Below are 25,787 nucleotides of genomic sequence, written 5' to 3' on the forward strand. Positions count from 1 at the left end.
GGCGTCCTTCCGGTTTGACTGCCTTGATCGGAAACGGCTGGTATTCGCATGCGTCGGCGCGCCGCCGCTGTGAATAAGCCATGCGGCGCCTCGCCGCAATCTCAGCCGCGCTCGCTTCCGGTTTGCCGTTGGATTTCATTGCTTCGTCCGAGCTGCGCCATCGCGTGAACGTAATTTCTTTCGGAGTGAGGCCGTCGTTGACGAAGTGTGGCGTCGCTTATTACTTCGCGATGAAAGCGCGTGAATGCAGCTCTACGCTGTGCTGCTCGACGCTCGGCGCGCCGGATAGGCATCCGGCAGCAATGATCAATGACTGAAATTACTTAGCCAGATCTCGGCGGGTGTCGGCGCGATTGGTCTGCCCAGGCGTACCTCTGTCGCGCAATGAGCTTCGCCCAAGTGCTGACACGCGAGCATCCCCGACGAGCCCAAGTATCGACATCGCGGGCTTCTAGCGCGAATGGCTCGCAGTCGCGCACGAGTTCTGTGCTCACGGCGGCGCGGGCGAAGGGGATGCGCGTCCGCGCATCATCATGGGGAGGTTTGACTGATGGTCTTGATTAGCCGCAGCGGAAGACGCGCAGGTTTCTCCGCGTCTTCACCCGACGGTGCTTTGAGTATTGGCAAGGGCGGTCGCTCGCTTCGTGGCCGCAGCGGACTCCCGTCAACTTTACTCGCCGCCGTGTCGACATTGGCGTTGAGCGCCGCAGCAGCCCAGGCGGCCGACGCCGGCTCATCGCGGTCCACGGACGGGGCAGCCGTCAAAGCACTGATGGCGAAGCTCGAGTCCATGGAGCAGCGCATCAACAGTCTTCAAGTCGAGCTCAAGGACGCCAAGGCAAAGAAGACGACCAGCGTCGGGCAGTCCGCATCACTCGCATCTCGCCGCCCGGCCGACCCGATGCCTCTGATCGGCGCCAAGGACGCGCGTGCCGGAGGTGCGAAAGCGTCCGACAACGCGCAGACTGCGTCGAGCCAGCCGGTCGGCAACGCCATGGCGCTCGCCGACTCGAAGGACGTCAAGGACAGTGGGTCGAAGGGGGCTGATGCCGGACCATCGCCATCCCCGGCATCACGGCTGGCGGCAGCGTTCGCCGATTCGGATTCTAAGCCGCGATTCCTGCCGGCAGCAGATCTAAAAGCACCTGCGCCGCAGCCCAGCAGAGACCTGTTCGGCGCCGCGCCGTCGCCGGTCCCCGGCATGAAGATCGGCATGTACGGCGAGATCAAGCTCGGCTCGGTGCAAAATCCCGCAGCGAACGGTCAGTGGCAGAACGGCTTCGACATGGCCCGCCTTGTCTTGCTGCCGACCTATCAGGTCAATGACTCCATCACCTTCAACGCGGAGCTGGAATGGGAGCATGGCGGCATCGCGTTCGACAATGACGACAAGCTGCATGGTGCGGTCGAGGTCGAGCAGGCCTTCTTTGACATCAAGTTCAACGACCACTTCACCCTGCGCTCGCCGGGTATCGACCTGATCCCGATCTCCTTCACCAACCTGTATCACGAGCCGACGCTGTTCTACAGCGTGCATCGGCCGGAGCTCGCCAACGGCCTGATCCCGACGACCTGGTATGCGCCATCGGCAGGATTTCATGGCAAGATCATCGATGGCTTGAACTACCAGTTCCAGGTCAGCCAGAGCGCAGAGGACTTCGGCGACGGATTCGACCATCGCGGCGACAATGGTCACATCAATCCGGGAGGCTATGAAGGCGGCATCAGCGGCTCGGAAGCGCTCGCGCTGTCGCGAGCGCCGATCGGCGACTATCGGCAGCTGAGCAACCAGCTCGCCTATACGCTCCGGCTGAGCTACACGCCATCGTTCCTCCCCGGCTTTGCCGGAAGCTCGGCGATCTATTATTCGCCGAACGTCACGCCGCGGGGCGCCTATGCGACGTTGCCGGACGGCAGCGAGGTGCCGCTCGGCAAGAACGCGATGACGATCTTCAATACGGAGGCTCGCTATCGCGTTCCGAACACCGGGCTGGAGCTGAGGGCTGAATATGCCCATGTGAACTTCTCCAATCCGGAGAACCTCCGCGCCAACAATGATCTCGTCGACGACAACAATGTCGGCAAGAACATGTGGGGCTACTCGGGCGAGATCGCCTACCACTTCAGGGCGCCCAACGACTACGACATCGTGCCATTCTATCGCTATACCCGGCAGAACTTCCAGACGTCGGGCATGCTCGGCTCCGATCTCACCAACGGCCTGAACAACATCACGGGCAGCGGAGACATGACGTTCCACGACGTCGGCCTTGCCGTGTTTCCGAATCCTAGCCTGGTCTACAAGCTGAACTACACCAAGGTGATCGACCACAGCGCGGCGGGGGCGATGTCCGACCGGGTTCTCGCGGGCGTCGGCTGGCTCTGGTAGCCGACCGACGCGAGCAAGGGGCGGCGGCCTGACGGCAGCGGCGTCTCCTCGCAACACACAGGTTGGAGCACCCGGGCGGAAAGCGACCGCTCTCCGCCCGGGTGTGCCTCGAAACGAAGAACGGACTCGGCAGATCGGGTGGGCGGGCGAGTGGTTGAGATTGCTGATTTGAGCGCAGGCTGGCTGCGATGCCGCACGCTCGCAACGTTGCTCACGATGTCGATCGCGTTGGCGGGCTGCAACCCGGCGACGCTCAGCAGCGATAGCCGCGGTGATGACGTCCTTGACAAGGTGGGCCGGATCGACCTTTCGCCGCGCTATCCCAGGCAGGCCATGCCGGAGCAGTCGCCGGCGGCGCGGCGCGCCCGTGCCGAAATCTATGGCGGCAACGACGATGCACGAGATGCCAGGGATGCGCGAGCGGAAGCGCCGGCCGCGGGCTCGCTTTCGATCCAGCAGGTGGCCGCGCATTCGCAGCCGGTTGGCAACGGGTTCGAGCTGAACTTCGAGAATACGCCGATCGCGACGGTGGCCAAGGTCGTGCTCGGCGACGTCCTCGGCGTCGGCTACACTATCGATCCAAGGATCCAGGGAACGGTCAGCCTGTCCTCGGTGCGCCCGGTCCCGAAATCGGACGTTGCCTACGTGCTCGAGAACGCGCTCCGGCTCACCGGAACGGCGCTGGTTCGCGACAACTCCGGATACCGGCTGATTCCACTCGGCGACGCAGTGGGTGCCGGCAACGTCGATCCCGCTGGAGGCTCGGCAGAGCCAGGCTACGGCATCTCGGTGCTCCCGCTGCAATATGTCTCCGCCCCGACACTGCTGAAGCTGCTCGACAGCTTTGCGCTCAAGCCCGGCACGGTGCGCGCCGATCCCGGCCGCAACGTGCTGCTGATCCAGGGGACGGGCGCCGAGCGACGCACCGCGATCGATGCCGCGCTGAGCTTCGATGCGGACTGGATGCGCGGACAGTCGGTTGGGATCTTTCCCATCGTCAACGGCAATCCGGAGCCGATCGTAGCCGAGCTCGAGAAGATCATGGACACCGGCGAGAGCGGGCTCGGCCAGAACATGGTCAAGTTCCAGACCGTCAGCCGGATGAATGCGGTCATGGTGATCAGCCGCAAGCCGGCGCTGCTGCATACGGCGGAGACCTGGATCAAGCGGCTCGATGCCGGCAACACGCTTCGCAACAGCGTCCATGTCTACCGCGTCAAGTATGGTGAGGCACGGCAGATGGCGCGGGTGCTGAACGACATGTTCACCGGAAATGCGGGCGGTGCGGCCGAGGCGTCGTCCTCGGACCTCGCCCCTGGGTCTGGAGCATCGTCGACCTCGAGCAGCGAGCGGCTGTCGGCCGCCGGCATGATGGCCCAGTCGGGCGGCTTCTCGGGCCAGCAGCAAGGCAACAGCGGCCTGGTCGCCAACCGCGGCTTCGGCGGGGCGCCGCCGCCGACCCAGGCCGGCCTTGATACGGGATCGGAATCGCGCGCATCGGGTTCGGGCGGCAAGCCGCTCATGGACGGCGTGCGGATCACGCCCGACGTCGTCAACAACACGCTTCTCATCTATGCCGACAGGGAAAACTACCGGCTGATCGAAGCGACCCTGCGTCAGTGCGATCGTCCGCAGCTGCAGGTCGCGATCGACGCGACGATCGCCGAAGTCACGCTCAACGATTCGCTGAACTACGGCGTGCAGGCCTATCTCACCAGCAAGAACCTCGGCCTGAGACCCGACCAGGGGTCCCTGCTCAACACCACGTCGATATCGGCGCCGGCGTCGGTCGCCTCGGCCGCGGGGACGATCACCAACGCCTTCCTGAATCGCGCCTTCCCCGGGTTCAATTTCCTGATCGGGTCGGAATCCCAGCCGAGCGCGATCCTCAGCGCGCTGCATACGGTCACCGATGTCAAGGTGCTGTCCAACCCATCGCTGGTGGTGATCGACAACCAGGCGGCGACATTGCAGGTCGGCGACCAGGTGCCGGTCTCGACCGGCAGCGCCACGGTGCTGACGACCAACAACACGGTCGTCAACACGATCGACTACCGAAACACCGGAATCATCCTGCGCGTCGCACCGCGGGTCAACGAGAACGGCAATGTGCGGCTGGAGATCGAGCAGGAGATCAGCAACGTCTCGCCGCAGACCGCCAACAGCCTCACGCCGACGGTCGCCCAGCGCAAGGTGAAGAGCTCGGTGGCAGTTGCCAGCGGCCAGACCGTGCTGCTGGCCGGTCTCATCAGCGAAACCCATCAGGGCACCCGCAGTGGCGTGCCGGGGATCGACCAGATCCCGGGTCTCGGCGACCTCTTCAGCAACAACGACCGCAGCCGCGGGCGGACCGAGCTGATCATCTTCATTCGCCCCCAGATCATCCGCGACGGCACCGACGCCCACTACGTCGCCGAGGAGCTGCGCTCCAAGCTGCGCGGCACGATCAGGCCTGTCTCGACAAGTGCGCTTCAGACTCCGCGGGTCAATCGATGATGCGGCATGCGACAACGGCCTTCGCTGTTCTGGCGCTCGCCTTCGGCATCGCCGCGGCCGACGCGCGGCCGCGCGGAGACGCATGGGCCGCGCTGGCGCGCGGCGATTATGTCAGGGCGGCCGCAGCGTTGGCACCGATGGCGCAGAGTGGACATCCGCGCGCCATGACCGCGCTCGGCTACATGTATGAAAACGGGTTCGGCGTCCCGCAGTCCTACGAGGCGGCGGTCGATCTATATATCGGAGCCGCCGAGCGCGGCGATCCGACGGCGCAGCACCTCTTGGGCCTGAGCTACGACAAGGGGCATGGCGTCTGCCAGGACCTCGTGCTGGCCTACAAATGGCTCAATCTTGCAGCGGCCGCAGCGTCCAATCTTCTGCGCGAACCCTATTTGCGAATCCGGGACGCCGTCGCGTTCAAGATGTCGCCCGATCAGATCGCCGACGGCCAGCGGCTCGCGCTCGAATGGCGGCCGACGCAGCCCGGCGGAGGTCGCGCGACCGCATCGATTTCGGGTTTGTAGTTGTTCTAATCAGCTGACCGCAGAAGGGTCATCTTTGGTATCGAGAACGAACTGTTCAACAATCCGGACCTCGGCAATGAAGTGATCGACAACGATCCGTCACGGGACGCGCCATGAGCTCGACTCCTCCTCTACGATTGGCCGACGATCTGCGGGATAGCCGGGGGCCGGTCCGGCTCGCCGCTGGACGGGTCGGCGCTGCGGCGCAGGAGAGCGCGGGGATGGGATCTTCGACGGCGACCAATCCCGCAGGTCCCGAGTCCGCCGACGACATCGCGCGGCAGCTCGGATTGACTCGGATCGCGCTGTCCGATTTGCTGGCGTCCAAACCGCTCACAGAACATTTTTCACGGCGCTTCCTGCGGGAGACGATGGTCTTCCCGTTCCAATCCGCCGGGGACGGACCATGCCTTGCGGTGGCGGATCCCCGCGACACCGCAGCGGCACGCGCCGCGGAGCTGGTGTTCGGCACGGCGGTCGAACTGGTGGTCGCCTCCGCCGAGGATGTTGCCACCGCGCTGAACCGGCTCGCCGGAGAGGACGAGGTACCGGCGCGCAACGAAACGGCTGAGCCGCTGCTGCGCGACGACGACATCGAGGGCTTGCGCGACCTCGCCACCGGAGCGCCGGTGGTACGCGCGGTCAACGATCTGTTCGAGCGGGCGGTGGAGCTGCGCGCCAGCGACATCCATATCGAGGCGATGCGGAGCGGGCTATCGGTCCGGATGCGTGTCGACGGCCTGCTGAAGCCGCTCCCTGAGCCGTCCGGCGTGCTGCCCCAAGCCGTCATCTCGCGCATCAAGATCGTCGCCGGGCTGAACATCGCGGAACGGCGCCTGCCTCAGGATGGCGCTGCGCGGCTTCACATCGGCCGCATCGAGCTGGACGTGCGCGTCGCCGTGATGCCGACGCAATATGGCGAGTCGGCGGTGATCCGGCTGCTTCCGAAGGACCGGGGTCTGCTCGCGATCGAGAAGCTCGGCTTTTCTCCCCACGACGATCGATCGCTCCGCCGCCTGCTGGCGCTGCCGCACGGCATGATCGTGATCTGCGGGCCGACCGGCAGCGGCAAGACCACCACGCTCGCCACCGCGCTGTCGATCCTCAACGAGCCGACGCGCAAGATCCTCACCATCGAGGACCCGGTCGAGTATGAGATACCGGGCATCAACCAATCGCAGGTCAAGCCATCGATCGGGCTGACCTTCGCCTCCGCCCTGCGGTCCTTCGTGCGGCAGGATCCCGATGTGATCATGGTCGGAGAGGTCCGTGACGGCGAGACCGCCCACGTCGCGGTCCATGCCGCGCTGACCGGCCATCTCGTGCTGACCACGCTGCATACCGAAAACGCCGCGGCTGCTGTGCCGCGTTTGCTCGATCTCGGCGTCGAGGACTTTCTATTGCGCTCGACGCTCCGCGCGGTGATCGCGCAGCGGCTGGTGCGCCGGCTGTGCGAGCGCTGCAGGTCGAAGCGGATGCTGAGCGCCGACGATCTCTGCGCGGACCCGCGCTATGCCGCGGTGGGCTTCGACGTCGGCGAGACGGTCTACGAGCCGGCGGGCTGCGAGCGCTGCGGCGGCACCGGCTATCGCGGCCGGCTCGGCATCTTCGAGGTTCTGGAGCTGAATCCGGAGATCCGGTCGCTGATCCAGGGCACGACCGATGCGGCCGTGATCGACCGCAGCGCCATTCTGAACGGCATGACCACGATGCTCGACGATGGCGTCGCGAAGTGCCGGGCCGGCGCCACGTCGGTCGCGGAAATCCTGCGCGTCACAACGTTACGGTGAGCCGGTGAGCAAATTCCGCTATCGCGCACTGACCGAGAACGGCGACGTCGTTCACGGCACGATCTCGGCTACGACGGCCAAGGAGGTGATCGACCGGATTGAGTATCTGCGGCTGCTGCCGATCGAGACCGTCGAGGAAAAGGCCGCGAGCGTCCTCGCCCGCGATACGCTGGCGCTGTTCGGCGGTCCGACCCCTGGTGATGTCACGACCTTCACGCGTGATCTGGCGCTGTTGTTAAAGGCCGGAGCACGGCTCGAGGACTCGCTCGAGCTTCTGGCCGGCGATGCCGATATCGGGCGGTTGCGTCCGATCGTCAGCCGGTTGCGATCCAGCGTTCTGGCCGGAGAGAGTTTCGCCGAAGCGCTGACGCATCATGCCTTGCAGTTTCCCGCGATGTATGTCGCGCTGGTGCGGGTCGGGGAGGTCTCGGGCACTCTCGATCACGTGCTCGATGTGCTCGGCGCCGAGCGGGCGCGCGCGGAAGCCATGCGTCGCAAGCTCAGCGACGCGATGCAGTACCCGCTTTTTGTCCTGATCGCCGCTTTTCTGGTGATGCTGTTCTTCTTCATCGTCGTGCTGCCGCAGTTCTCGGCGGTGCTGCGCGATTTCGGCGCCAGGCCCGACGCCGCCATCAACACGTTTCTCGACATCTCCGATTTCGTCCGCGGCAACGGCGCGGCGATCGCGCTGTCGGCGAGCGCGCTGATTGCTGCCGCTCTCCTTCTCCTTGGCCGCGCAAGCGTGCGCGCTGCCGCGATCGCGCGGGTCTGCCGGCTTCCGGGCCTCGCGACCGTGTTCAGGTCGTATCGCACGAGCGTATTCTGCCGCAATCTCGCGATCCTGCTCGGCAGCGGGCTGACCTTGACGGCGACGCTGCGCATCCTGGTCGACATCATGGCGGCCACCGGCAGCGCTGCGGCGTGGAACGCCGCGGCCGACCGCGTTCGTCAGGGCGGCAAGCTGTCGGAAGCGCTGGCCGCGACGAACATTCTGCCGGCCATGGCCACGCGGATGATCCGGATCGGCGAGGAGACCGGACAGCTGCCGGTCCTCGCCGGCCGCATCGCCGAGTTCTACGAGGCGAAGCTGCAGCGCGGCCTCGATCGCATCGTGGGCATCGTCGGTCCGGCCGCGATCATTCTCATCAGTACCGTCGTGGGCGGCCTCATCGTCTCGGTGATGACTGCACTCCTGTCGGTGACGCAACTCGTCGGGTAGCACAAGATGGACCATCGCATGAAACAGGCAGGGATCAGCGGCACCGCGCGGCGGATAAAGGTTGCGCGCGACGACCCTCAGAGCGGCTTCACGCTCGTCGAGATGCTGGTCGTCATCGCCATCATCGGAATGATCATGGGTCTGATCGGACCGCGTGTGCTGACATCCCTGAACGAATCCCGGGTCAAGACCGCCCGGATTCAAATTCAGAGTTTTTCGAGCGCGCTCGATCTGTTCTATCTCGACACCGGCCGCTATCCGACCTCGTCCGAAGGTCTGACCGCGCTGGTCCGGCCTGCCTCGACCATCGCAGGCTGGGCGGGTCCGTATCTCAAGGGAGGAAATGTTCCGAACGATCCCTGGAATCACGCCTACGTCTACCGGTCGCCCGGACAGCATGTGCCCTATGAAATCGTGTCGTACGGATCGGACGGGCAGGAGGGCGGCGTGGATATCGCCGCCGACATCTCTTCGTCGATCACGATCGGTGCCAAATAACGATGCTTGGCCGTGACGGCTGCGAAGCCGGCTTCACCCTGATCGAGATGGTCTGTGTGCTTGCGATCGTCGCGCTGCTGGCGTCCGTCGCGGTCCCCGCCGTCTCGCGGCAGACCTCGCGGCCGCAACTCGAGGCCTATGCGGTCGAGGCTGCTGCGCTGTTGAAGGCCGATCGCAACGCCGCGATCAGGCGAGGCCTCGAGGTCGCGACCCGCGTCGACGCGCAGGCGCGCTCGCTCAGCTCGGGAGCGAACGGGCAGGTCGTTCGCTTGCCGACCGACGTGCGGGTCGAAACGGTGCTGCCGCGTCGTTGCGACGACCGGCCCGCATTCCAGACCATCAGCTTCTTCGGAACGGGCATGTCATGCGGCGGCGTCATCACGCTCACCCATCTCGATGCGGGCTACCAAATTCGCGTCAACTGGCTGACAGGAGGGATCGAAATTGTCCCGGGCACTAGTCTGTCGAGCCGATAGGGCGACGGCAGGATTTACCCTGATCGAGACATTGGTCGCGCTTGCGATCATGGCGGTGTCGCTCGTCGCCATCGGCGCGCTCATGGGGGCCTCGGCGCGCGGCAGCAGGAAGCTGGAGCAGCACGTCGCTCTGGTACAGGCGGCCTATAACGCGCTGTGGCTGGCCTTTCCGTCCCGCCTGCCGCCGGCATCGCCGACTCAGTCGGGGGAGTCGACGGCTCATCTCTGGCGCGCGCAGGCGGAGCCTTTCGCAATCGATGGCGGTGCGCCGGACAGCGCGTCGGCGTGGATCCCAATGAAGATCGTGCTCCAGGTGCGATCGCCATCGGGCGCGACCATGGAGCTGGAGACCGTCCGGCTGTTTCGAAGGCGGGGCGAGTGATGGCGACGCGGACCGACGATGCGCAAGCAGGCTTCACCCTCGTGGAAGCCCTCGTCGCGATGGTCTTGATGGGGCTGATCGTCTCCGGGCTGCTCGCGATCACGTCGCAATGGCTGCCGAACTGGGATCGTGGCCTGCATCGCATCCAGCGCAGCGAATCCGTGAGCGTGGCGCTCGACCGCATCGGCGCCGACATCGCGGCCTCCGAATTCATCAAGCCGGATGGGCAGGCCAAGTCCGTTCTATTCGACGGGTCGGAGACGTCGATCACGCTCGTTCGAACGGCGCTCGGATCGCATCGGGGCCGGGGACTGGACGTGGTCCGCATCGCCGAAGGCGGCGGCGATCGCGCGGGGTTGACCCGCACTCGCGCGGCATTCGCGCCCGGCAGTGCGTCCGCCCGGGATTTCGGTGATCCGGTGGTGTTGCTGAAGGCGCCATATCGGGTGTCGTTTGCTTATGCGGGGACAGACCGGATTTGGAGTCCATCGTGGCAGAATGCAGAAAGGCTGCCTGCGGCCGTGCGGGTGACGGTGCACGACGGAAGCCGCGCGAGCGCACCATCGCTCACACGGATCGCCGTCATTCGTGTTTCGGCGCCGCTCGACAGCGTCTGTCGGCCCGCAGACGCCACCTGCGACAGACATGCGCTCTCGGCCGATGCAACGGTCGGGCGTGCCTCCATGGCATCGAAGTAATGATGATGTGGCGACAGAAGCATCCGCGAACTCCGGATCCCGATGATCGGGAAGGCGGCTTCGTGCTCGTTGCGGTGCTGTGGCTCCTGGTCTCGCTGGCAGGATTGGCAGGAGCCTTGTCCGTCTATCTCGTTAGCACCTCTCAACGCCTGTCGCTCGATGATGCTCGCCTGCGATCGGCGGCGCTGGCCTCGGCAGGCCTCGAGCTTGCGGCCTACAGATTGTCCGCATCGCCCAAGCCGCAGCGTCCTGCAGCCGGGGCGTTTTCGTTCCGGCTCGATCATGCGCAGGTTTCGGTCACGTTCCGGTCGGAAGCCGCACGGATCGATCTCAACCAGGCGTCCCGGCAGATGCTGGCCAACCTGTTCGAGGTTCTCGGCGCGCGCGCTGACAAGGCCGGCGAGTATGCCGAGCGGATCGTCGGCTGGCGAACGCCGCCGGCCGACAACGTTGCGGACGCGGAGCGCGATCTCTATCGCAAGGCCGGTGCGGACTACATGCCTCGTTCCGCGCCGTTTGCAAACGTCGAGGAGCTCCGGCTGGTGCTCAACCTGCCGCCGCAGCTGGTCGACAAAGCCATGTCCTACGTCACCGTCTTCAGCGGCCGGCGCGAGATCGACGCGCTGGAGGCTGCCCCCGAGGTAGTGGCTGCGCTTCCCGGGATGACCCAGGATCAACTGAAAGGCTTTCTCGATCAGCGAGCCGGCCTGCGCCGCGACGTCAGGTCGCTCAACGCGGCGCTCGGGCCGGCGCGCGCTGGAACGACATTGGAGGTCGCCGATGCCGTCCGCGTGTGGGTCACGATCGGCTTTGACGGCGGTCGCAGGGCCGCAACGGAAGCGGTCATCCTGCTGGGCGATGGTGAGGATCCTTACCGCGTCCTGGCGTGGCGGGATGATGGCAATGCTCCGGGGATGCTCCGGCAAACAGGAAAGGCGCCGAGATGACGATGTCGACGCGCGTGCGCCGCGAACTGGCGGTCTGGATCGGCTCCGTTGCCGAAGCCGTGGTTGCCGCGATGGGCCGGCTCAAGATCAAGCCGCCTGTCCGGCTGATCGAGACCGAACGGAACGTCTTCATCATGCGGATGATCGCGCGACCCGGGCGATCCGTCCCGCCCGATTGTCGCATTCTCCTGCCGGACGGCAACGCGAGCCTGCCCGCGCCTCCGGAGAGCTGGAAGGCGGCCCTTCACGGCAGCCGGATCGAAGTCGTGCTGAGGCCGGACCGCTTTCTCTGGCGGCCGCTGGATCTGCCCAAGCGCGCCGTCGAGTTTCTCGATGCCATGGTCCGCTCGCAGCTCGATCGGCTGACGCCGTGGTCGGCGCATGAGGCCGTGTTCGGTCGGACTGCGCCGGTCGAGATATCGAGTGAGCGCATCCGGACCACGGTGATCGCCGCGCCAAGGCCGAAACTGGAGTCTCTCATTCGCCTCGGCGAGTCCTGGCGGGCTGGATCGATCATCCTGTTTGCTGCGCCCGAGACGGCGCCGATGCCGGTCGACGACCAGCTCACCGCAACCAATGCAACGAGGTTGACCGAGCAGCGCCTGGGCGGATCGCTCGACGTCGGCCGTGTCAGTCGGGTCCTGGCCGCTCTGTTGATCGTCGCGGCAATCTCAGCGGCGCTGTCTTTCGCTGCGGCGAGCCTGCTGGGCGAGAAGCTGGACGTGCAGCAACGCCAGCTCACGCAGAGGATTTCGGACTGGCGCGCGGCGCTGCGCCTCGATCTGCAAGGCACCGACAGCGCCGCGCTGCGCGGCCTGATGCGACGCAAGCAGGAGAGCCCCGCGGTGGTCGTGCTGATGGAGGCGCTGTCCCGGATCCTGCCCGACAACACCTATGTGACCGAGCTGCGGATCGAGAAAGACAGATTGCAGATCGTCGGAATGACCCAGGATGCGCCGGCACTCGTCAAGCTGATCGAGCAGTCGGCGCACTTCACGCGCGCGACCTTCTTCGCGCCGACCACGCGTTCGGCTGAGGATCCCGGAGAACGGTTCCATATCGAAGCTGGCATCAAGCCCCATTTTGGACTTGGCACATGAGCGTCGCAAAGCTCGTCACGGAAAATTCCGCATCGCCCTCGATCGCCGCGGTCGCCTATGCGGGATTGCTGATCGTGCTGATCTCGGTCACGGTGCTGTCGATCAAGAGCATGATCGATCAGCGCAGCGAAGTGACCTCGCTCGCCGATACACTCCACCTGCTGGACGCCCACAGCATGGCGGCCGCGCGTCAGGACGGCAACGGCGATGCCGGCATGACGGGATCGGCCTTTCTCGAAGGACCGACCGTGACCGTGGCAGGAGCAGCGCTGCTGCAGCGCCTCGGCGACGTGGTGACGCGTCATGGCGGCAGCGTGTCGTCGTCGCAGCTCGATGTGCAGGGCCCCCGTGCCAAGGACGGTCATATCAGCGGGAGCGCGAGCTTCGAGGCCGGTCAGTCCGACCTGCAGCCGATCCTCTACGATCTGGAGGCCGGCATGCCCTGTCTGTTCGTCGACGAGCTGGTCGTCGAGGGGCACGCCCCCGCGGCGGCATCCAGCGGAAAACTGCGCGTGCTGATCACGGTCTCTGGACAGTGGCAGGGCCCGCAATGAGCAGTCTCGCCAAGCTTTGCATGATCGGCTGTTGCTGCGTTGTGGCGGTGGCGTCGGCGTTTGGCATCGCCCATTCGGCCGGTCTCGATGTCTCGGCAGCGGTCTCCGCCGAACAGCCGAGCGGACCGGCGCAAGCCTCGTCCATCGCGCAGCGACCGCCGTCGCGCACCGGCAACCCATTGTGGGGCATTCCGCTCGAGCAGCTGTCGGCAACGCGCGAACGCCCGCTGTTCTCGCCGTCTCGCCGCCCTCCGCCGACCGATGTCCCGCCGCCGGCCGTCGTGGCCGCTCCGGTGGTGCAGGAGCCGTCCGTTCCGGAACGGCCGCAGCTCGCGCTCGTCGGCACCGTCGTGAACGGGGACCGCGGCCTTGCCGTGTTCGTCGATACGAGCAGCAAGACGCCGTTGCGGATCAGAACCGGCGCAGACTATCGGGGTTGGACGCTGCGTCTCGTCGAGGCGAGATCGGTCACGCTGCAACGGGGCGAAGACGTCACCGTTCTCACGCTGCTGCCGACGCCGGCGCCGGCCCAGCCGACAAATTCAGCTAACGAAAGTTTTGCGCAGATGCCGTCAACCCCCACGGCGCCTCCGCTGGCTCAAGCAGGGCCGCCCTTTCTGTCGCCTGAGTCCAGGCTACTTCGGATGCATCAACGCCAACGTTCGGGACGCCGCCAATTGTGAGGATGGATCCGATCTGGATCGAGGCGCGACGGTGGACGCCGGACGGCCGCACCGGCATGCCCCGATCGAAGCCGATGCGGTTGTTGGTCGGTGGCGCTCAGCGCTTGCACAATCCGCTCGTCAGCACCCATCCCTTGTCCGTGAGAGCCGCGGAGACGATGTCGAAATACAGGCGCTTGTCCGGATCGTCCTCCGACACGAACGAGACCTGGCACAGGAAACGGCCGTCCTCGTCGCCCTTGTCGCAGGTCGCCTCGACGATCTTGAGGCCCTTGTCGTGGCGGACGCCGGATGACGGCGCCTCCTGCTCATAGGCCTTCTGGATGATCTCGGTGGTCGGTGCTCCACAGGCCATGCCGGTCACGTTGCAGGCCCATGCGAGAACAACAGCAAGCAGCATCGTTCGGTCTCCTCGGAGCGGGGCACTCACAAACATGTCCGGCAGCATTCGCGTCCGACACGACCTCATGAGCTTCATGGCGAGCTACGAGAGCTGGTTGTCGTTTTTGTGTCGCTGCTGTCCGCCATGCGCACAACGCAGCCGGCTGGACGTGTAGTTAGATCGATTCTTAAACACCGGTCGGCAATTCTCACAAAGCGAAAGAAAACGTCACAAAGGAGCCACCCGACGTAGCGACGAAGGCAGAGGGGGACGAGGCGGCAGATCGGCTGATGAGTTCGGACTGCTCATTCGAATTCCGCATCCCGGGGACGGTGATCGTTCCTACCGGTGTATCTCGAGCCAGATGGGGATCAGGCATGTTAGTTGGGCGTGTGCGCAAGCCAACTCTGCGATTACTGACATCGGCGGCCGCGATGTTGGCCGGTTTGACCGTTGCGGGTCCTGCGGCGCAGGCCCATGATCTGGCCGAGCCGACGGTGTTCAGGAGCTGGCACGGCGTGCTCGATCTGCTGATGATCGCACGCCCCAAGCCGATCTCGACGATCACCTATGCGCCCCCTGGGGGCTCGCCGATGAACCCGACCGGCTGGGTCTACGAGATCTGTCGGCGGCCCGCCTCAGGCGACAAATGTCCGGCCGGCGCCGCGGTGGCGGACTACGGTGGCGTGCGACTTGCCCTGCAGAAGGGGGATACGCTGAAGATCAGGCTGGTGAACCAGCTGCCGCAGCTCGACCCGGCCAAGGTGAATCACAACACCGATCCCGGTCAGGCCAATTTGTTTCGCAACCCGACCAACCTTCATACCCATGGGCTGATCGTCGAGCCGCGTGCGCCGACGCTGACCGACCAGACCTTCGGGGACTACGTCTTCGTCCAGATCTTCAATTCGGCCAACGGCATGCCGGTGCCGCAGACCACCCACCAGCACGGCTCCAACAAGATGGACTCCGCGGATTTCCGCATCGAGATTCCGCGCAACCACCCGTCGGGCCAGTTCTGGTTTCACCCGCACATCCATGGCATTTCGCTCAACCAGGTCTCGCAGGGGCTGGCCGGCATCATCTCGGTCGGCGAGGTCTCGGACTACGCGCATGGCGATGCCAGGCATTCGCCGTTTCCGGACGCGAGCGTGCGCCATCTGATCCTGAAGGATCTTCAGGTCGCGCCCGGCGGCCCGGTGCAGTTCGACGGCGGTCCGGTGGACGTCCAGCCGGGCGAGGTGATCAACCAGCAGGATCCGGGCTTCTGCGCCCAGTTTCCGGCAGACAGCTCCGAAGTGCGTGAAGGGTCGTGCCCGGGCGTCGATCTGTCGGCCGATGGCGGCTCCAACTTCTCCGGCGGCAAATGGTTCTTCACGGTCAACGGCCAGACGTTCCCGAAGATCAAGGTCACCGATCCCGATGGCGAGGTCTGGCGGCTCACCAATGCGTCCGGCAGCCTGTCCTACAATCTTCAGCTGACCGATGACGAGACGCAGAAGCCGATGGTCATGCAGCTGATCTCGGTCGACGGCGTGAGCGTGAACCTGCCGCAGGATACGACGATGGACACCATGGTTCGTCTCGGCGGCGCCCGCTTCAGGGTCGTTCCCTGTCCGCCGTCGCCGACGTCGGGCTTCCATTCCAAGCCGGTCTGCGTCACCCAAATGGTCATGATGCCGAGCTCGCGCACCGAAGTGTTCGTCACCTATCGCGATCCCGCGACGGGTGCGATCGCCAGCCTCGGGCGGTCTGCCTCCGCGACCTTCAAGATGGCCGGACTGACGATGGGCAGCGGCGATCAGTGGCCGGCGGTCGATCTCGCCAAGGTGCACTTCCACCAGCGCGGTTGGCGCAGCCACATCGCCTACGCCATGGACATCAGGGGCGACGCCTTGGCGACCATGCAGCCATCAGGCATCCTCGATGCCAAGGTGCCGTATGCGAACGCTGCGCCGCTGCGTGCCGGCTGCCGTCCGCTGCCGGCGGGACATCGCCGCCGGATCTTCTTCGGCATCGCCGACCTGACCGACGACGGCACCTTCGGTCTCGGCTATGAGGAGGTCGATCAGAAAGGCAACCCGGTGCCCGGCACCCAGCTTCCGGTGAGCCAGTTCGACCCGTCGCAGAACATCGTCTGCCTGCCGCTCGCGCCGGGACAGCGCCCCGTCCACGAGACCTGGGAGCTGGTGCAGCTGTCGACGGAAAATCACAACTTCCACATTCACCAGACGCGCTTCCGGACCGTCAACAGCAAGGCGGGGGAGAACACGCCGCTATCAGTATCGCTGAACAGGAGCGTCGGCGGGGGCATGCTGCAGGACAACGTCCCGCTCGGCGTCGCGACTCCGAACGTCCCGGAAGTAATGGAATCCCAGAGCGGGGTCTGCAGCATCGAGCAGTGGCGGAACGGGCAGTGCACGTCGAAGCCCGTGGTGGTTGATATCCCGTTCTCACAGGTCGGCGAGTTCGTCTATCACTGCCATATTCTCGAACATGAGGACGGAGGCATGATGGCGAAGATCAAGGTCGTGCCCTCGCCCTATGGCGGCAATCCATGGGAGGCAATGAACCAGATGCCGTGGTAGTTGCGGCAGCGGTCTTCTGCCATGTCGTTCACGAGGTCGGCGCCACATCTGCGGCGCCGACCTTCGTTTGTGCGCAGCGATGCTCTTGCGCGGCCGCCTTACCGCCGCGAAGGACGATCGCCTGCCAAACGCGACGCGCTTTCCTGGTCCGGTTCGAAGAAGGAATTACGCATTTTGAATCGGTCTAAACGGCTGCAAACGTCTTTGCATGACTTTGAAATGTCAGGCTCGCGTGCCGCAAGCTGCACGAGCGCGGTCCCCGCGATGTGGCGATCTGCAGCAACATTGTTATTCCTCAGCCGCTCCGGCAAATCGCCAACATCGACGCGGCAATTCGCCGCAATCGAAACACTACTCTCTCGACTGACATTCGGAGCCATTTGCAGCGCGCTTGGTTGCGAACGTCGCAAGGACGGAGGCAGACCCGCGAACGGGTAGGGCTGTTGCCGAGGCAAAGTGTGATCGATCGCTCGGGTTCATTGTCGCACTGAACTGGATGGTTCGGAGCGTCGCTGCTGCCGTTTAGACGGCTTCGCAGGAGAGGTTGACAGCGATTGATGCCCTGAGAAGACGAAAATGCGTTCGGCGAGGGAGGGCGTACCATGGAAACAAAGTTGAGGTGGACGAGATGAGCGATTGGTTGAAATGGACGGCGCCCGCAGTGGCCGTCATGTCGATCGCCGCACCGGCCCATGCCATTCAGTACATGAGCGTCGAAGAGGCGCAGAAGGCCGCTTTTCCGGGAGCCAGCTTTTCCGAAGTCCAGCCGGGCAGGGTATGGAAGGCGAGCAATGGCGGCTACTTCTACTACGATCACGTCGTCGGCAAGCACCTACTGATCGACTACACGGTTGCCGTCGGACCCGACGGGCGGGTGCGTCGCGTCGACATTCTGAACTATCGCGAATCCTATGGCGGCGAGGTGCACGATGCCAGCTGGCTCGGTCAGTTCGTCGGCAAGAGCAGTCAGAACGAGCTTCGCATCAACTCCGACATTCGCAACATCTCGGGCGCCACGCTGTCCTCGACCCACTTGACCGAGGGCGTTAAGAAGGTGCTGTCGTATCATGCCAGCCACTTCCGCTAGCCTTCGACGAGCACGGGCTCTGCTCGGGACATTCGTCGAGATCGACGTCACGGATGCACACCGCTGCGATGCGGAGAATGCCGTTGAAGCTGCGTTTTCCGCGGTGAACGACGTGCATCGGCTGATGAGTTTCCACGATCCCGACAGCGACGTGTCGCGGCTGAACCGCGCGGCATCGAGCGGCGTCGTGAAGGTGCATTCCTGGACCTACGCCGTGCTGAAGATGGCGCTCGATGTGACCCATCACTCCGACGGCGCCTTCGACGTTGCCGTCGCCGGCGCGGGAAGGCCGTCTGTGGGCTCGACGGCGCAAGCGGATGTCCCGCAGTCGACTGCGATCGAGTTGCTCGCCGACGACCGCGTCCGTTTCCGCGATTCCGCCGTCAAGATCGATCTCGGCGGCATCGCCAAGGGGTTCGCCGTGGACCGCGCGATCGCGGCGTTGCAGAGCCGCGGCGTGCGCTCCGCAATGGTCAATGCAGGTGGGGACCTCGCCGCCTTCGGGCCCGATGCCCGCATCGTCCACATTCGCGACCCGCGTTTCCCAGACAGGCTTTTGTGCCAGGTCGAAGTAAGCAATGGGGCGCTCGCGTCGTCGGCGCGCCGCTTCGACCCGTTTCGATCGACGGAAACAATGGATACAGCGGTCGTCATGCCTTCGACCCGGCTGCCCACAGGGGCGGCCCACGGCGCCACCGTGAGCGCGCCAACCTGCATGGTTGCCGACGCCCTCACCAAGGTCGTGATGGTGGCTGGCCAACAGGCTGCGGCGCCACTGGCGCGCTTCCAGGCGAGCGCGATGTTGATTGCGGCGAACGGCGCCATTCATACGACACCGGACTGGCAAGGAGTTCACCAGCATGCGGCTTAAAGGCTTGTTTCGGTTCGCCCTCTACGGAATTCTCGGACTCTTGTTCGCCAGCGGGGCGCTGTGGATCTATGCCGATCAGATGAAGACCCGCACGGAGCTGGACAGCGAGATGTGGCAGCAGGCCGCCGCATTTCTGCTGAGCATGCATGGCGGAACTGCAATGGTGACGCTGATGCTGCTTGGGGCGCTCGGTCCCGTGCACGTCCAGCGCGCGTGGCGTGCCGGGAAGAATCGAGCGACCGGTATCGTCAGCCTCGCGATGTATGGTCTGCTCATCGCGACGGCGTTCGGGCTCTACTACGTCGGATCCGAAGCGCTTCGGCCCTGGATCAGCACGGTCCACATTGCGTTCGGGCTCGGCGTTCCGGCTGTCATCACCGCCCACATCATCGTCGGCCGCTCGAGCGTTGTCGCCACGGCTCAGTCCGTGCGGCCACAACGTGCGACCTCTCCGACCCTGGTTCCTGCCGACGCGCCTGCCGATGCCGATCTGGTCAACGTCATGAGCAAGGTAGGTTGACCGCATCCGCCGTTGGGCCGAGCAGGTCTCCATCCCGGCAACGACTTCCTTGCTCGCAGTTGGCCAGTCGCCGCATGGAGGAATTCTCCGAGCCGGCGATCGATGCGGGCACCGCTCGGCCTCGATCGCGGGTGCTGGGCCTTGAATGAAGTCGGCCACCGAAACCCCGGCCGAGCACACCGAAGCCTGTCGTTTGGGCGGCGGTTTTGAAAGGTCTTGCAAAACAACGAAGCCATTTTTCCCAAAACGGTTTCTTAGTTCACTGATTTTGCTGGCTTTTTTCGCTTCCCTAGGGAATGGGAGCCTCAGGTCACCCGGTCAGATCGCCACTTCCGCCGAAGCTCGGTATCGCTATCTCTCGGCCCTTCGTTCTCGGATCCGCAAAGGCGCGTTCGCAGCGTTACATATCGTTTCGACGAGCAGACGTACCGCCCGTCCTTCCCAGGTGATCTGAGCGATCGGAGCTTCCCAGTATTCCGACAGAACATGGGCCAAATGGCGCGCCTTCACACTCAAGCCCATCATAGTGTAGGCGGGGGTTTCCATGATCGCTCGCTCAATGGGATCCAGACGGGCAAGCACAACCTCGTCCTCTATTGTCAGGTACTCGTCAGGCTGCGCTGGATCGCCAACATGACGGTCGAGTTCAGCTACCAGAGCTAGAAATTGGTTCTCAAGATCGAATAATGCAGCGTCTGCGGGCGTTCAATTCATCGACGGTGACCAGCCCGGAGTTCGATTGACGCGCCGATAGATAGCTCCGCGCGTGATGACTTCGCCTGAATATCCGCTGAGCGCCTGCTGCGAGACACGGCTTCTTCGAAACGCTGCTCGCGCCTGCGGGTGTTCGATTTTGATGCCCATCGGCAACAAGCCCAGGGACTCGCATACCTCGCGAACGATCTCCGGTGGATTAATCAAAGACAGGCAGGGGCTTTGAGATCCGCCTACACTCGATTGCAGAAATGTCCTCCATCGGCTCGCAGGCGTTGCGCGGTTGGCTTCAATCGGAAATGGCTGACGACCCGTCGGCTTGGCTCGTGACCGAGCCAATCTACCAAAGGCCCTCCTTCTGCAAGCGACCTACCGATAGCGGAAAAGACCACCGTGCTAATTGCCTGCTGCTGGCTTCGCAGATGACCTTCAAGTAACTTATGTCTAGTGACGTATCCCGCGTTCACTCCTGGGATTGAATGATTCATCAGGAGCTTCGCGTCGAATTCAGAGACACCGGCAGCGGTGGCAATCGTTCGAAATGTTTGACGAAGGTCGTTGCCCCACTTTGATAGGACCTCTCGATCTTCCTTGGCTTCCGCCAAATGTCCCGCGGCGCTCTCGGCTGGAAACAACCATTCTTGCGCTTGAGAGGGATACATTTGCCGACCGAAACGAACTACTCGGATGAGGCTCAGGATCATTTCCCGAGAAAGAGGGATATCGAACGCTCGCTTGCTGCCACCCTTAGGTTTTAGGATGTGCAAGGTTCGTCTTCGAAAATCGATGTGACTGGGTCGGGCCTGCTGCAATGCTGCTGGCCTAGATCCACATAGCAACGTGAACAGATGGAACTCTCGCCGGACTGGGTTATCGAGGTTGGCCAGCTGATGGAACCATCCTTTCAGATCGCTGGCGCCCATAGCAGTATTTCGGCGCCTTTCCTGATTCCAGTCGACAGCATCTGCCGGATTGTCACGCGGCAGCGATCGATTGGTCTTCCGGGCATGATTGTAGATGGCTCGCAGCGTCCGCATGCTGCCATTCGCTATGTAGGGGCCATTTTCCTTGGTAAGCCGATCGTGTTTTTCCGCGACGCTAACCGGATCTTTCGCGAGATCGAGCAAAGGGGTGTCGAGCCATTCCGAAAAAAGGCGTTCGACGTGATCACGATAGCCATTTATCGTTTTCTCGCTGCGTCCTTTGCGGATCAGGTGGGCTTCTAGGTAACGTTGCCAAGCCTGCCTGAGGCTAACGGACGCTGAGGCAGCTTTCTGGTCTGTCCCAGCTTGTTCGGTATCTCCCCCTTGGCTCGCTTTGGGGTGCAGCCCCTTGCTGATCTGAGCAAGATGCTCCTTGGCGATCGCGCGCGCTGCTCGGGTCGTCAATTCGCGGGTATCTCCGATCGACACCCGGATGGATGACGCCCGCTTCTTTCCGAACCTAAGATCGCCCTGGACGGTGAAGGTTCTTTTTCGCTTCCCTACAACGACAAAGAAGCCCTTCAATTCGGTGTCGCGAGCAAGATACCAGCCATCTTTCGGGGTAGGTAGTTGGGCGATAGCCTTGTCGCTCAGGAGAATGCGAATGTCGGTCATGAGAGTACGGGGGACTGCTGAAACGGTTTTCAAACGGTTTTGGCGACCCGAGACGTCTAACGGTTTGGGCTCGCCGGACCGAGAGGCTATGCGACAAGTCCGGATAACTAAGAGGTTTTCTTCGATGTCATCGTAGTGTGGCGCGGTCTTGGAAACTGCAGCGAAGCCCCGATCTTGAACTCTTAATCAGCGGGTCCTGGGTTCGAGCCCTAGTGCGCCCACCAAGCCTTTCAAGGACTCTTGGCTGATACCGTGAAGCCATTCCGACAAGCGGTCATTTCGGAAGATGCCGGCGCTTGATCTCGCCATTGAGCCGCTCGATCGGATCGGTCGAATGCAGCTTGGCGCGATGCGGACAGGACCTTGCTGACTGAAGCCTTGATGCCTTCATCCGCGTCGGAGATCACAAGTTTGACGCCGCACAGCTCACGGCGGGCGAGCACGCGCAGGAACGCCGTCCAGAATGTCTCGGTCTCGGAGGGCCGATGTCCATGCCGAGAACCTCGCGGCGGCCGTCGCTGTTCGACATGGCCGGCCGTGCGTATCACGCATCCTTCGCCGTTGTGTTCGATGTAGTTCGCGCCGCGGCTGGCGCTGTTGGCCTCGATCGCGTCGATCATCTGCCTCAAGGACAACCCGTAACCAACGAGCTTCGCCGGATCCGGCTGCACCTGGTACTGCTTGACGAAGCCGCCGATAGCGTCCGGCGCCGGCAACGCCGGGCACGGTTCTCATCTGCGCCCGGACGATCCAGTCCTGCACGATCCGGAGTCAGACGGTGCGCCGGAAGTCGTCGGTCAGCCGCTCGCCTTCCGGAGTGACCTAGCGGCCGTCGGTCTGCCAGCCCGGCCTCCCGTCGTGGACAGGTGCGGACGCGCCCGGTTTTTCGTATTCTCATCACATGCAATGCGTCGAGCCCGGGTCTTTTCCCTTTTTACTCGCACTTTCTTCAACCGGGCCCAAGGCTTGGAGGGAAAAGCGGGCCTGGAAACCACTCTGCGCTCCAGGCAACGGAGATGTTAGAATAAGCTCGCCGCCAACGCCGGAGGCGATGGCTCTTGCAATGGCCAGGCCCAGGCCGGATCCTTCTGCATCAGTACGACCGCGCTCGAAGGGGCGGGACAGGCGCGTCAGCAACTCTGGCGGAACCGGCGGTCCTTCGTTGGTCACCGTGAGCACGCCAATGTTTGAAAGTGTCACTGTGACCGGAGCGTCCGACGCTCCGTGCTTGAGGCCATTCTCGATCAGGTTGCGCGCCAGAATGGCAAAAGCATCGGTATCAATATCTAACAGAACCGGCGTCGCAGGAATATTGAGAACAAGCCGGCCGGCCGTGGCCGGATCGCGCATTATCTCGTCTGAGACTAATTTCAGCACGGATGCGATGTCGATCGTCTCCTTGGCTTGAAGGCGCCCGCCCTCGGCCTTTGCCAGTTGCATCAACTTTTCAGACAGTCGCCAAAGCCGCCGCAGCGCCGTCTCGATCTGCTGTGCCCGACTTTGCGCCGCAGCGTCCTGCGTCTCCGCGATCAGCCGCTGTGTCTGCGCCAACGCGGCGGCGATCGGTGTACGCAATTCGTGCGCAGAGTTGGCAGTAAAGCTTCGCTCGGCTTCCAGTGCACGCCGAAGCCCTTCCAAGAGGTGGTTCACAGCGTCGGCAATCGGTGCGATCTCGGAGGGCAGGTCTGCGACCGGAATCGGAGACAGGTCGCCGCTGCCACGCGCCTCTATACCCCTCCCCAGGCGCCTGACCGGCGCCATCGAGACGCGCACGACGCCCCAAACCGCCACAAGACCGAGAGGCACCAAGAGGCCGAGCGGCAGAGCCAGGCCGAGGAGAGCCTTGTTTGCGACCTCGCGACGGTGGGCAAGCGGTTCTGCCACGGCGATCGTCACCGTGTTTCGCAGCGCGGCGTCGAAGTAGAGTCGGTGGGTCGCTGTGTCGACGAACCCCGTCTTGGCGAAAGGCGGAAATATCGCGTCGTCAGCGCGGTGCGAGCGCAGCAGCACGGACCCGCGCGCGTCGCGCACGATATAAGTGAAGTACTCGTCATGCTCCCTCAGGGTCGCAATACGCTGCGACGTGTCGCCGTCCTCGCGGTCCAGGATGTCGAGCACTGCGAGTGGAAGAAGGCGCTGGGCTGTTTCCTCGAGCGCACTATCGAAAACCCTGTTCATTTCGTGGCGCAGCCTTTGAGCTGTCGCGACGGCTGCGACGATCCAGAGAAGTGCGATGCCGAGTCCTAGCCACAGCGAGATGCGCCACTGCAAGCTGCGCGGCGGCATCATGCGCTGTGTCCCAGTCGGTAACCGAGACCACGCACCGTCTCGATGACGTCGTGTCCGAGCTTCTTGCGAAGCCGACTGACGTGCACCTCGATGGTGTTGCTCTCGATCTCTTCTCCAAATGAATAGAGCCGTTCCTCAAGAATGGTCTTTGACAGGACCCGACGCGGTCGCTGCACGAAGGTCTCGAACAGCACCCATTCCCGCGCTGTCAAGTTGATGTTCTTTCCTGCACGGGTGATTGAGCGGGCGGCCAGATCGATCTGGAGATCGCCGATCCCGACAAGGGGGTTCGGATTACCGGAATAACGACGCGCGACGGCGTTCAACCGCGCCGAAAGCTCCGAAAGATCGAAGGGCTTGATCATATAATCGTCCGCGCCGGCGTTGAGGCCTTCAATGCGATCGGAGAGTTGATCGAGTGCCGTCAGGATGATGACCGGCGTCACCGTGCCCTCGGTGCGGAGATCGCGCAGGAGCTTGATACCGCGACCGTCGGGCAGCATCAGATCCAGCAGAAGCAGGTCATAGGCCGTGCTGCGCAGATGGTCCTGCGCGGCATCAAGGCGGGTAACCCAGTCAACTGAGTGTCCATCGGAGACGATCTGGTCGCGCACCGCAGCGCCCAGAATCGTGTCGTCTTCAATCAGCAATATCCGCATCGCCTCATTCCGCCCACCCCCCCCCATCCATCTCGGATCATAGATAGTCATAGAGGGGAATCTGACGTTGACCTGACGCAAAAGCCACAGCGTCTTCAGGTCGCCGTCAGGAAACCGGCTCACAAGGACGACAGGTTGAGGCTTCGAACGGGAGCAGGAAACGTGAAAGCGATAGCAGTGATCGTGGCCATTCTGATGGGCACTCTGGCGCCGGGTCTGGCGGTGGCTGATAATGACGACTGCAAGGTTCCCATGGCCCAATGGCAGCCGCGCGAAGCAGTCGAGCAAATGGTAAAGGCGCGCGGCTGGACCGTGCGAAGGATCAAGATCGACGACGGATGCTTCGAGATTAGAGGGCAGGACGAGAACGGTCGTGACATCGAGGCAAAGGTAGATCCCGCATCGCTCGCCGTGATCCGCGTGAAACAAAAGCGTGGAGAGCACGGCAGGAACCGCGATGATGAGGAAGACGGTGCCCGGCGTGGTGGACGCTCCGGGCCGGGGGGAGCCCCTGAGCCAGCGGGAGTACCGCCTTCCAACGGGCTTTTTCAGGGCGGTGCCGCCCCCAAGGCCGAAGTCAAGTGATGCCGTGGTGCGGAGTCCATCTCGTTGGAGCCGTGATCAGAGAAGGTGAGAGTCGGCGCCATTGTCCATTGCCTGAGGCGAACGAACACATCGCGTTCAAGTGCGCCCCGCCTGCTGCGGGGCGTTTGCCGTTTTTGAAAAGGTCCAACCTGACGGCTGCCTGAAGCAGATTCCTATCGACCTTCAGGAGCACGTCATCTGCGGTCTTCAGTCTTGGTGCGATCAATACGCCACTGCTGGAGACCAACAATGAAATCGCTGCTCGCCGTCCTTGCCGTCACCACCGCGCTGACCGCTCCCGGGCTCGCCATGGCGCGTCCTGTCACGCTGACCACCACGCTCAGCAACTATGGCGGGAACGGAGCCTATCTCGCGCTTTACGTCACCGATGCGACCGGAGCCTACAAAGGCACGCTGTGGGTGGCGGGCTCAAAGTCCAAATATTACAGCCATCTCAGCGGTTGGAACCGAGGATCCCGCGGAAACCCCGCCGAAATCAACGGCATTACGGGTGCCAGCGTCGGTGCCGGCCGGACGCTGAAAGTCACGCTGGACCTCGCGGATGCGCTCTTCGATGCAGGCTACAAGCTCCACATCGATGCCGCCGCTGAGGACATGCGGGACAGCCCGTCCGAGGTGGTCGTGCCGCTGACATCCGCGGGAGCAGGTCGGCCCGTGGCGGGCCGCAGCTACGTCCGCTCCTTCACCTACGCCATGTAGGCCTATGGACAGGGATGG

24 protein-coding genes and 2 pseudogenes are annotated in these 25,787 nt (G+C 63.7%); 20 read left to right on the top strand and 6 right to left on the bottom strand.

Translation table 11 applies throughout. The features are described 5' to 3' along the window. The first annotated feature begins 80 nt into the window (after positions 1 to 80). The 14 genes from QW881_RS02685 to QW881_RS02750 all read left to right on the top strand — a co-directional run bounded on the left by QW881_RS02685 (position 81) and on the right by QW881_RS02750 (position 13,756). A complete protein-coding gene (locus tag QW881_RS02685) occupies positions 81 to 317 on the top strand; it encodes a hypothetical protein (RefSeq protein ID WP_315756314.1) in 237 nt (78 codons plus the stop codon). A gap of 455 nt (positions 318 to 772) precedes the next feature. Beyond that, the gene (locus QW881_RS02690) at positions 773 to 2,389 is read left to right on the top strand and encodes a porin (protein ID WP_315756313.1); all 1,617 of its coding nucleotides are present in this window, start codon (positions 773 to 775) and stop codon (positions 2,387 to 2,389) included. 138 nt (positions 2,390 to 2,527) lie between these two features. Then, on the top strand, positions 2,528 to 4,885 hold the full coding sequence (gene gspD, locus QW881_RS02695) for a type II secretion system secretin GspD (RefSeq protein WP_315756312.1): 2,358 nt from the start codon (positions 2,528 to 2,530) through the stop codon (positions 4,883 to 4,885). After that, the gene (locus tag QW881_RS02700) at positions 4,882 to 5,409 is read left to right on the top strand and encodes a tetratricopeptide repeat protein (protein ID WP_315756311.1); all 528 of its coding nucleotides are present in this window, start codon (positions 4,882 to 4,884) and stop codon (positions 5,407 to 5,409) included. The genes gspD and QW881_RS02700 overlap by 4 nt, the downstream gene beginning before the upstream one ends. Positions 5,410 to 5,522: 113 nt before the next feature. Further along, positions 5,523 to 7,199 (top strand): GspE/PulE family protein, encoded by a 1,677-nt coding sequence (locus QW881_RS02705; protein ID WP_409998983.1) that lies wholly within the window; start codon positions 5,523 to 5,525, stop codon positions 7,197 to 7,199. 4 nt (positions 7,200 to 7,203) lie between these two features. After that, positions 7,204 to 8,418 carry a type II secretion system F family protein gene (locus QW881_RS02710; protein WP_315756309.1) on the top strand — a complete coding sequence of 405 codons (1,215 nt, stop codon included), beginning with the start codon at positions 7,204 to 7,206 and terminating at the stop codon, positions 8,416 to 8,418. Between the two features lie 6 nt (positions 8,419 to 8,424). Continuing rightward, positions 8,425 to 8,916, top strand: a complete 492-nt coding sequence (gene gspG, locus QW881_RS02715) for a type II secretion system major pseudopilin GspG (RefSeq protein WP_315756308.1) — start codon at positions 8,425 to 8,427, stop codon at positions 8,914 to 8,916. Between the two features lie 2 nt (positions 8,917 to 8,918). Beyond that, the gene (locus QW881_RS02720) at positions 8,919 to 9,392 is read left to right on the top strand and encodes a prepilin-type N-terminal cleavage/methylation domain-containing protein (protein ID WP_316172323.1); all 474 of its coding nucleotides are present in this window, start codon (positions 8,919 to 8,921) and stop codon (positions 9,390 to 9,392) included. Next, a complete protein-coding gene (locus tag QW881_RS02725) occupies positions 9,361 to 9,774 on the top strand; it encodes a type II secretion system protein (protein ID WP_315756307.1) in 414 nt (137 codons plus the stop codon). The genes QW881_RS02720 and QW881_RS02725 overlap by 32 nt, the downstream gene beginning before the upstream one ends. Continuing rightward, entirely contained in the window at positions 9,774 to 10,472 is a 699-nt protein-coding gene (locus tag QW881_RS02730; protein ID WP_315756306.1) for a prepilin-type N-terminal cleavage/methylation domain-containing protein, read from the top strand. The genes QW881_RS02725 and QW881_RS02730 overlap by 1 nt, the downstream gene beginning before the upstream one ends. A 5-nt stretch (positions 10,473 to 10,477) precedes the next feature. Beyond that, the gene (locus tag QW881_RS02735) at positions 10,478 to 11,419 is read left to right on the top strand and encodes a type II secretion system protein GspK (protein WP_316172324.1); all 942 of its coding nucleotides are present in this window, start codon (positions 10,478 to 10,480) and stop codon (positions 11,417 to 11,419) included. Beyond that, positions 11,416 to 12,519, top strand: a complete 1,104-nt coding sequence (locus tag QW881_RS02740; RefSeq protein ID WP_316158049.1) for a PilN domain-containing protein — start codon at positions 11,416 to 11,418, stop codon at positions 12,517 to 12,519. The genes QW881_RS02735 and QW881_RS02740 overlap by 4 nt, the downstream gene beginning before the upstream one ends. After that, positions 12,516 to 13,073 carry a type II secretion system protein GspM gene (gene gspM, locus QW881_RS02745; RefSeq protein ID WP_315756303.1) on the top strand — a complete coding sequence of 186 codons (558 nt, stop codon included), beginning with the start codon at positions 12,516 to 12,518 and terminating at the stop codon, positions 13,071 to 13,073. The genes QW881_RS02740 and gspM overlap by 4 nt, the downstream gene beginning before the upstream one ends. Further along, entirely contained in the window at positions 13,070 to 13,756 is a 687-nt protein-coding gene (locus QW881_RS02750; RefSeq protein WP_316158048.1) for a hypothetical protein, read from the top strand. Before gspM ends, QW881_RS02750 begins: the two co-directional genes overlap by 4 nt. Before the next feature lie 97 nt (positions 13,757 to 13,853). Here the strand turns inward: QW881_RS02750 and QW881_RS02755 are convergent, their stop codons facing one another. Then, positions 13,854 to 14,156: a hypothetical protein gene (locus QW881_RS02755; protein ID WP_316158047.1), complete on the bottom strand. Its 303-nt coding sequence runs from the start codon at positions 14,154 to 14,156 to the stop codon at positions 13,854 to 13,856. Between the two features lie 575 nt (positions 14,157 to 14,731). Here QW881_RS02755 and QW881_RS02760 point away from each other — a divergent pair. The 4 genes from QW881_RS02760 to QW881_RS02775 all read left to right on the top strand — a co-directional run bounded on the left by QW881_RS02760 (position 14,732) and on the right by QW881_RS02775 (position 19,204). Beyond that, positions 14,732 to 16,726, top strand: coding sequence for a multicopper oxidase domain-containing protein (locus QW881_RS02760; RefSeq protein ID WP_316158124.1), 1,995 nt, complete (start codon positions 14,732 to 14,734; stop codon positions 16,724 to 16,726). Positions 16,727 to 17,354: 628 nt separating this feature from the next. Next, the gene (locus tag QW881_RS02765; protein WP_315715594.1) at positions 17,355 to 17,813 is read left to right on the top strand and encodes an FMN-binding protein; all 459 of its coding nucleotides are present in this window, start codon (positions 17,355 to 17,357) and stop codon (positions 17,811 to 17,813) included. Then, a complete protein-coding gene (locus QW881_RS02770) occupies positions 17,794 to 18,684 on the top strand; it encodes an FAD:protein FMN transferase (protein WP_315756300.1) in 891 nt (296 codons plus the stop codon). The genes QW881_RS02765 and QW881_RS02770 overlap by 20 nt, the downstream gene beginning before the upstream one ends. Further along, the gene (locus QW881_RS02775) at positions 18,674 to 19,204 is read left to right on the top strand and encodes a hypothetical protein (RefSeq protein ID WP_315775888.1); all 531 of its coding nucleotides are present in this window, start codon (positions 18,674 to 18,676) and stop codon (positions 19,202 to 19,204) included. The genes QW881_RS02770 and QW881_RS02775 overlap by 11 nt, the downstream gene beginning before the upstream one ends. 947 nt (positions 19,205 to 20,151) lie before the next feature. On the opposite strand, the gene QW881_RS02780 is transcribed toward QW881_RS02775, so the two are convergent. The 5 genes and pseudogenes from QW881_RS02780 to QW881_RS02800 all read right to left on the bottom strand — a co-directional run bounded on the left by QW881_RS02780 (position 20,152) and on the right by QW881_RS02800 (position 24,464). Continuing rightward, on the bottom strand, positions 20,152 to 21,516 hold the full coding sequence (locus QW881_RS02780) for a tyrosine-type recombinase/integrase (protein ID WP_316158046.1): 1,365 nt from the start codon (positions 21,514 to 21,516) through the stop codon (positions 20,152 to 20,154). Positions 21,517 to 21,857: 341 nt separating this feature from the next. Next, a pseudogene (locus QW881_RS02785) lies at positions 21,858 to 22,039 on the bottom strand (transposase); the annotation flags it as partial. Next, positions 22,038 to 22,410 (bottom strand): annotated as a pseudogene (locus QW881_RS02790) (efflux RND transporter permease subunit); the annotation flags it as partial. The pseudogenes QW881_RS02785 and QW881_RS02790, both read right to left, overlap by 2 nt. A gap of 3 nt (positions 22,411 to 22,413) precedes the next feature. Further along, complete coding sequence (locus tag QW881_RS02795) at positions 22,414 to 23,805, bottom strand: ATP-binding protein (RefSeq protein WP_316158045.1); 1,392 nt, start codon at positions 23,803 to 23,805, stop codon at positions 22,414 to 22,416. After that, positions 23,802 to 24,464, bottom strand: coding sequence for a response regulator transcription factor (locus QW881_RS02800; RefSeq protein ID WP_315736961.1), 663 nt, complete (start codon positions 24,462 to 24,464; stop codon positions 23,802 to 23,804). Before QW881_RS02800 ends, QW881_RS02795 begins: the two co-directional genes overlap by 4 nt. 162 nt (positions 24,465 to 24,626) lie before the next feature. Between QW881_RS02800 and QW881_RS02805 the strand changes: the two genes are divergently transcribed. Continuing rightward, positions 24,627 to 25,049 carry a PepSY domain-containing protein gene (locus tag QW881_RS02805; RefSeq protein WP_315756297.1) on the top strand — a complete coding sequence of 141 codons (423 nt, stop codon included), beginning with the start codon at positions 24,627 to 24,629 and terminating at the stop codon, positions 25,047 to 25,049. Positions 25,050 to 25,298: 249 nt separating this feature from the next. Then, positions 25,299 to 25,769 carry a DUF2271 domain-containing protein gene (locus tag QW881_RS02810; RefSeq protein WP_315756296.1) on the top strand — a complete coding sequence of 157 codons (471 nt, stop codon included), beginning with the start codon at positions 25,299 to 25,301 and terminating at the stop codon, positions 25,767 to 25,769. Positions 25,770 to 25,787: the final 18 nt, after the last annotated feature.

This window comes from Bradyrhizobium sp. SZCCHNS3016 (assembly GCF_032484535.1).
In the GTDB taxonomy this organism is placed as follows: domain Bacteria; phylum Pseudomonadota; class Alphaproteobacteria; order Rhizobiales; family Xanthobacteraceae; genus Bradyrhizobium.

What these genes read in the sequence shown, in the direction of transcription:
- QW881_RS02800 (WP_315736961.1), bottom strand. Translation starts at nt 24,464, where the DNA reads ATGCGGATATTGCTGATTGAAGACGACACGATTCTGGGCGCTGCGGTG.
- QW881_RS02690 (WP_315756313.1), top strand. Translation starts at nt 773, where the DNA reads ATGGCGAAGCTCGAGTCCATGGAGCAGCGCATCAACAGTCTTCAAGTC.
- QW881_RS02780 (WP_316158046.1), bottom strand. Translation starts at nt 21,516, where the DNA reads ATGACCGACATTCGCATTCTCCTGAGCGACAAGGCTATCGCCCAACTA.
- QW881_RS02750 (WP_316158048.1), top strand. Translation starts at nt 13,070, where the DNA reads ATGAGCAGTCTCGCCAAGCTTTGCATGATCGGCTGTTGCTGCGTTGTG.
- QW881_RS02760 (WP_316158124.1), top strand. Translation starts at nt 14,732, where the DNA reads ATGAACCCGACCGGCTGGGTCTACGAGATCTGTCGGCGGCCCGCCTCA.
- QW881_RS02770 (WP_315756300.1), top strand. Translation starts at nt 17,794, where the DNA reads ATGCCAGCCACTTCCGCTAGCCTTCGACGAGCACGGGCTCTGCTCGGG.
- QW881_RS02720 (WP_316172323.1), top strand. Translation starts at nt 8,919, where the DNA reads ATGCTTGGCCGTGACGGCTGCGAAGCCGGCTTCACCCTGATCGAGATG.
- QW881_RS02775 (WP_315775888.1), top strand. Translation starts at nt 18,674, where the DNA reads ATGCGGCTTAAAGGCTTGTTTCGGTTCGCCCTCTACGGAATTCTCGGA.
- QW881_RS02685 (WP_315756314.1), top strand. Translation starts at nt 81, where the DNA reads ATGCGGCGCCTCGCCGCAATCTCAGCCGCGCTCGCTTCCGGTTTGCCG.
- QW881_RS02740 (WP_316158049.1), top strand. Translation starts at nt 11,416, where the DNA reads ATGACGATGTCGACGCGCGTGCGCCGCGAACTGGCGGTCTGGATCGGC.
- QW881_RS02735 (WP_316172324.1), top strand. Translation starts at nt 10,478, where the DNA reads ATGTGGCGACAGAAGCATCCGCGAACTCCGGATCCCGATGATCGGGAA.
- gspG (WP_315756308.1), top strand. Translation starts at nt 8,425, where the DNA reads ATGGACCATCGCATGAAACAGGCAGGGATCAGCGGCACCGCGCGGCGG.
- gspM (WP_315756303.1), top strand. Translation starts at nt 12,516, where the DNA reads ATGAGCGTCGCAAAGCTCGTCACGGAAAATTCCGCATCGCCCTCGATC.
- QW881_RS02810 (WP_315756296.1), top strand. Translation starts at nt 25,299, where the DNA reads ATGAAATCGCTGCTCGCCGTCCTTGCCGTCACCACCGCGCTGACCGCT.
- QW881_RS02795 (WP_316158045.1), bottom strand. Translation starts at nt 23,805, where the DNA reads ATGATGCCGCCGCGCAGCTTGCAGTGGCGCATCTCGCTGTGGCTAGGA.
- QW881_RS02730 (WP_315756306.1), top strand. Translation starts at nt 9,774, where the DNA reads ATGGCGACGCGGACCGACGATGCGCAAGCAGGCTTCACCCTCGTGGAA.
- QW881_RS02700 (WP_315756311.1), top strand. Translation starts at nt 4,882, where the DNA reads ATGATGCGGCATGCGACAACGGCCTTCGCTGTTCTGGCGCTCGCCTTC.
- QW881_RS02705 (WP_409998983.1), top strand. Translation starts at nt 5,523, where the DNA reads ATGAGCTCGACTCCTCCTCTACGATTGGCCGACGATCTGCGGGATAGC.
- QW881_RS02755 (WP_316158047.1), bottom strand. Translation starts at nt 14,156, where the DNA reads ATGCTGCTTGCTGTTGTTCTCGCATGGGCCTGCAACGTGACCGGCATG.
- QW881_RS02765 (WP_315715594.1), top strand. Translation starts at nt 17,355, where the DNA reads ATGAGCGATTGGTTGAAATGGACGGCGCCCGCAGTGGCCGTCATGTCG.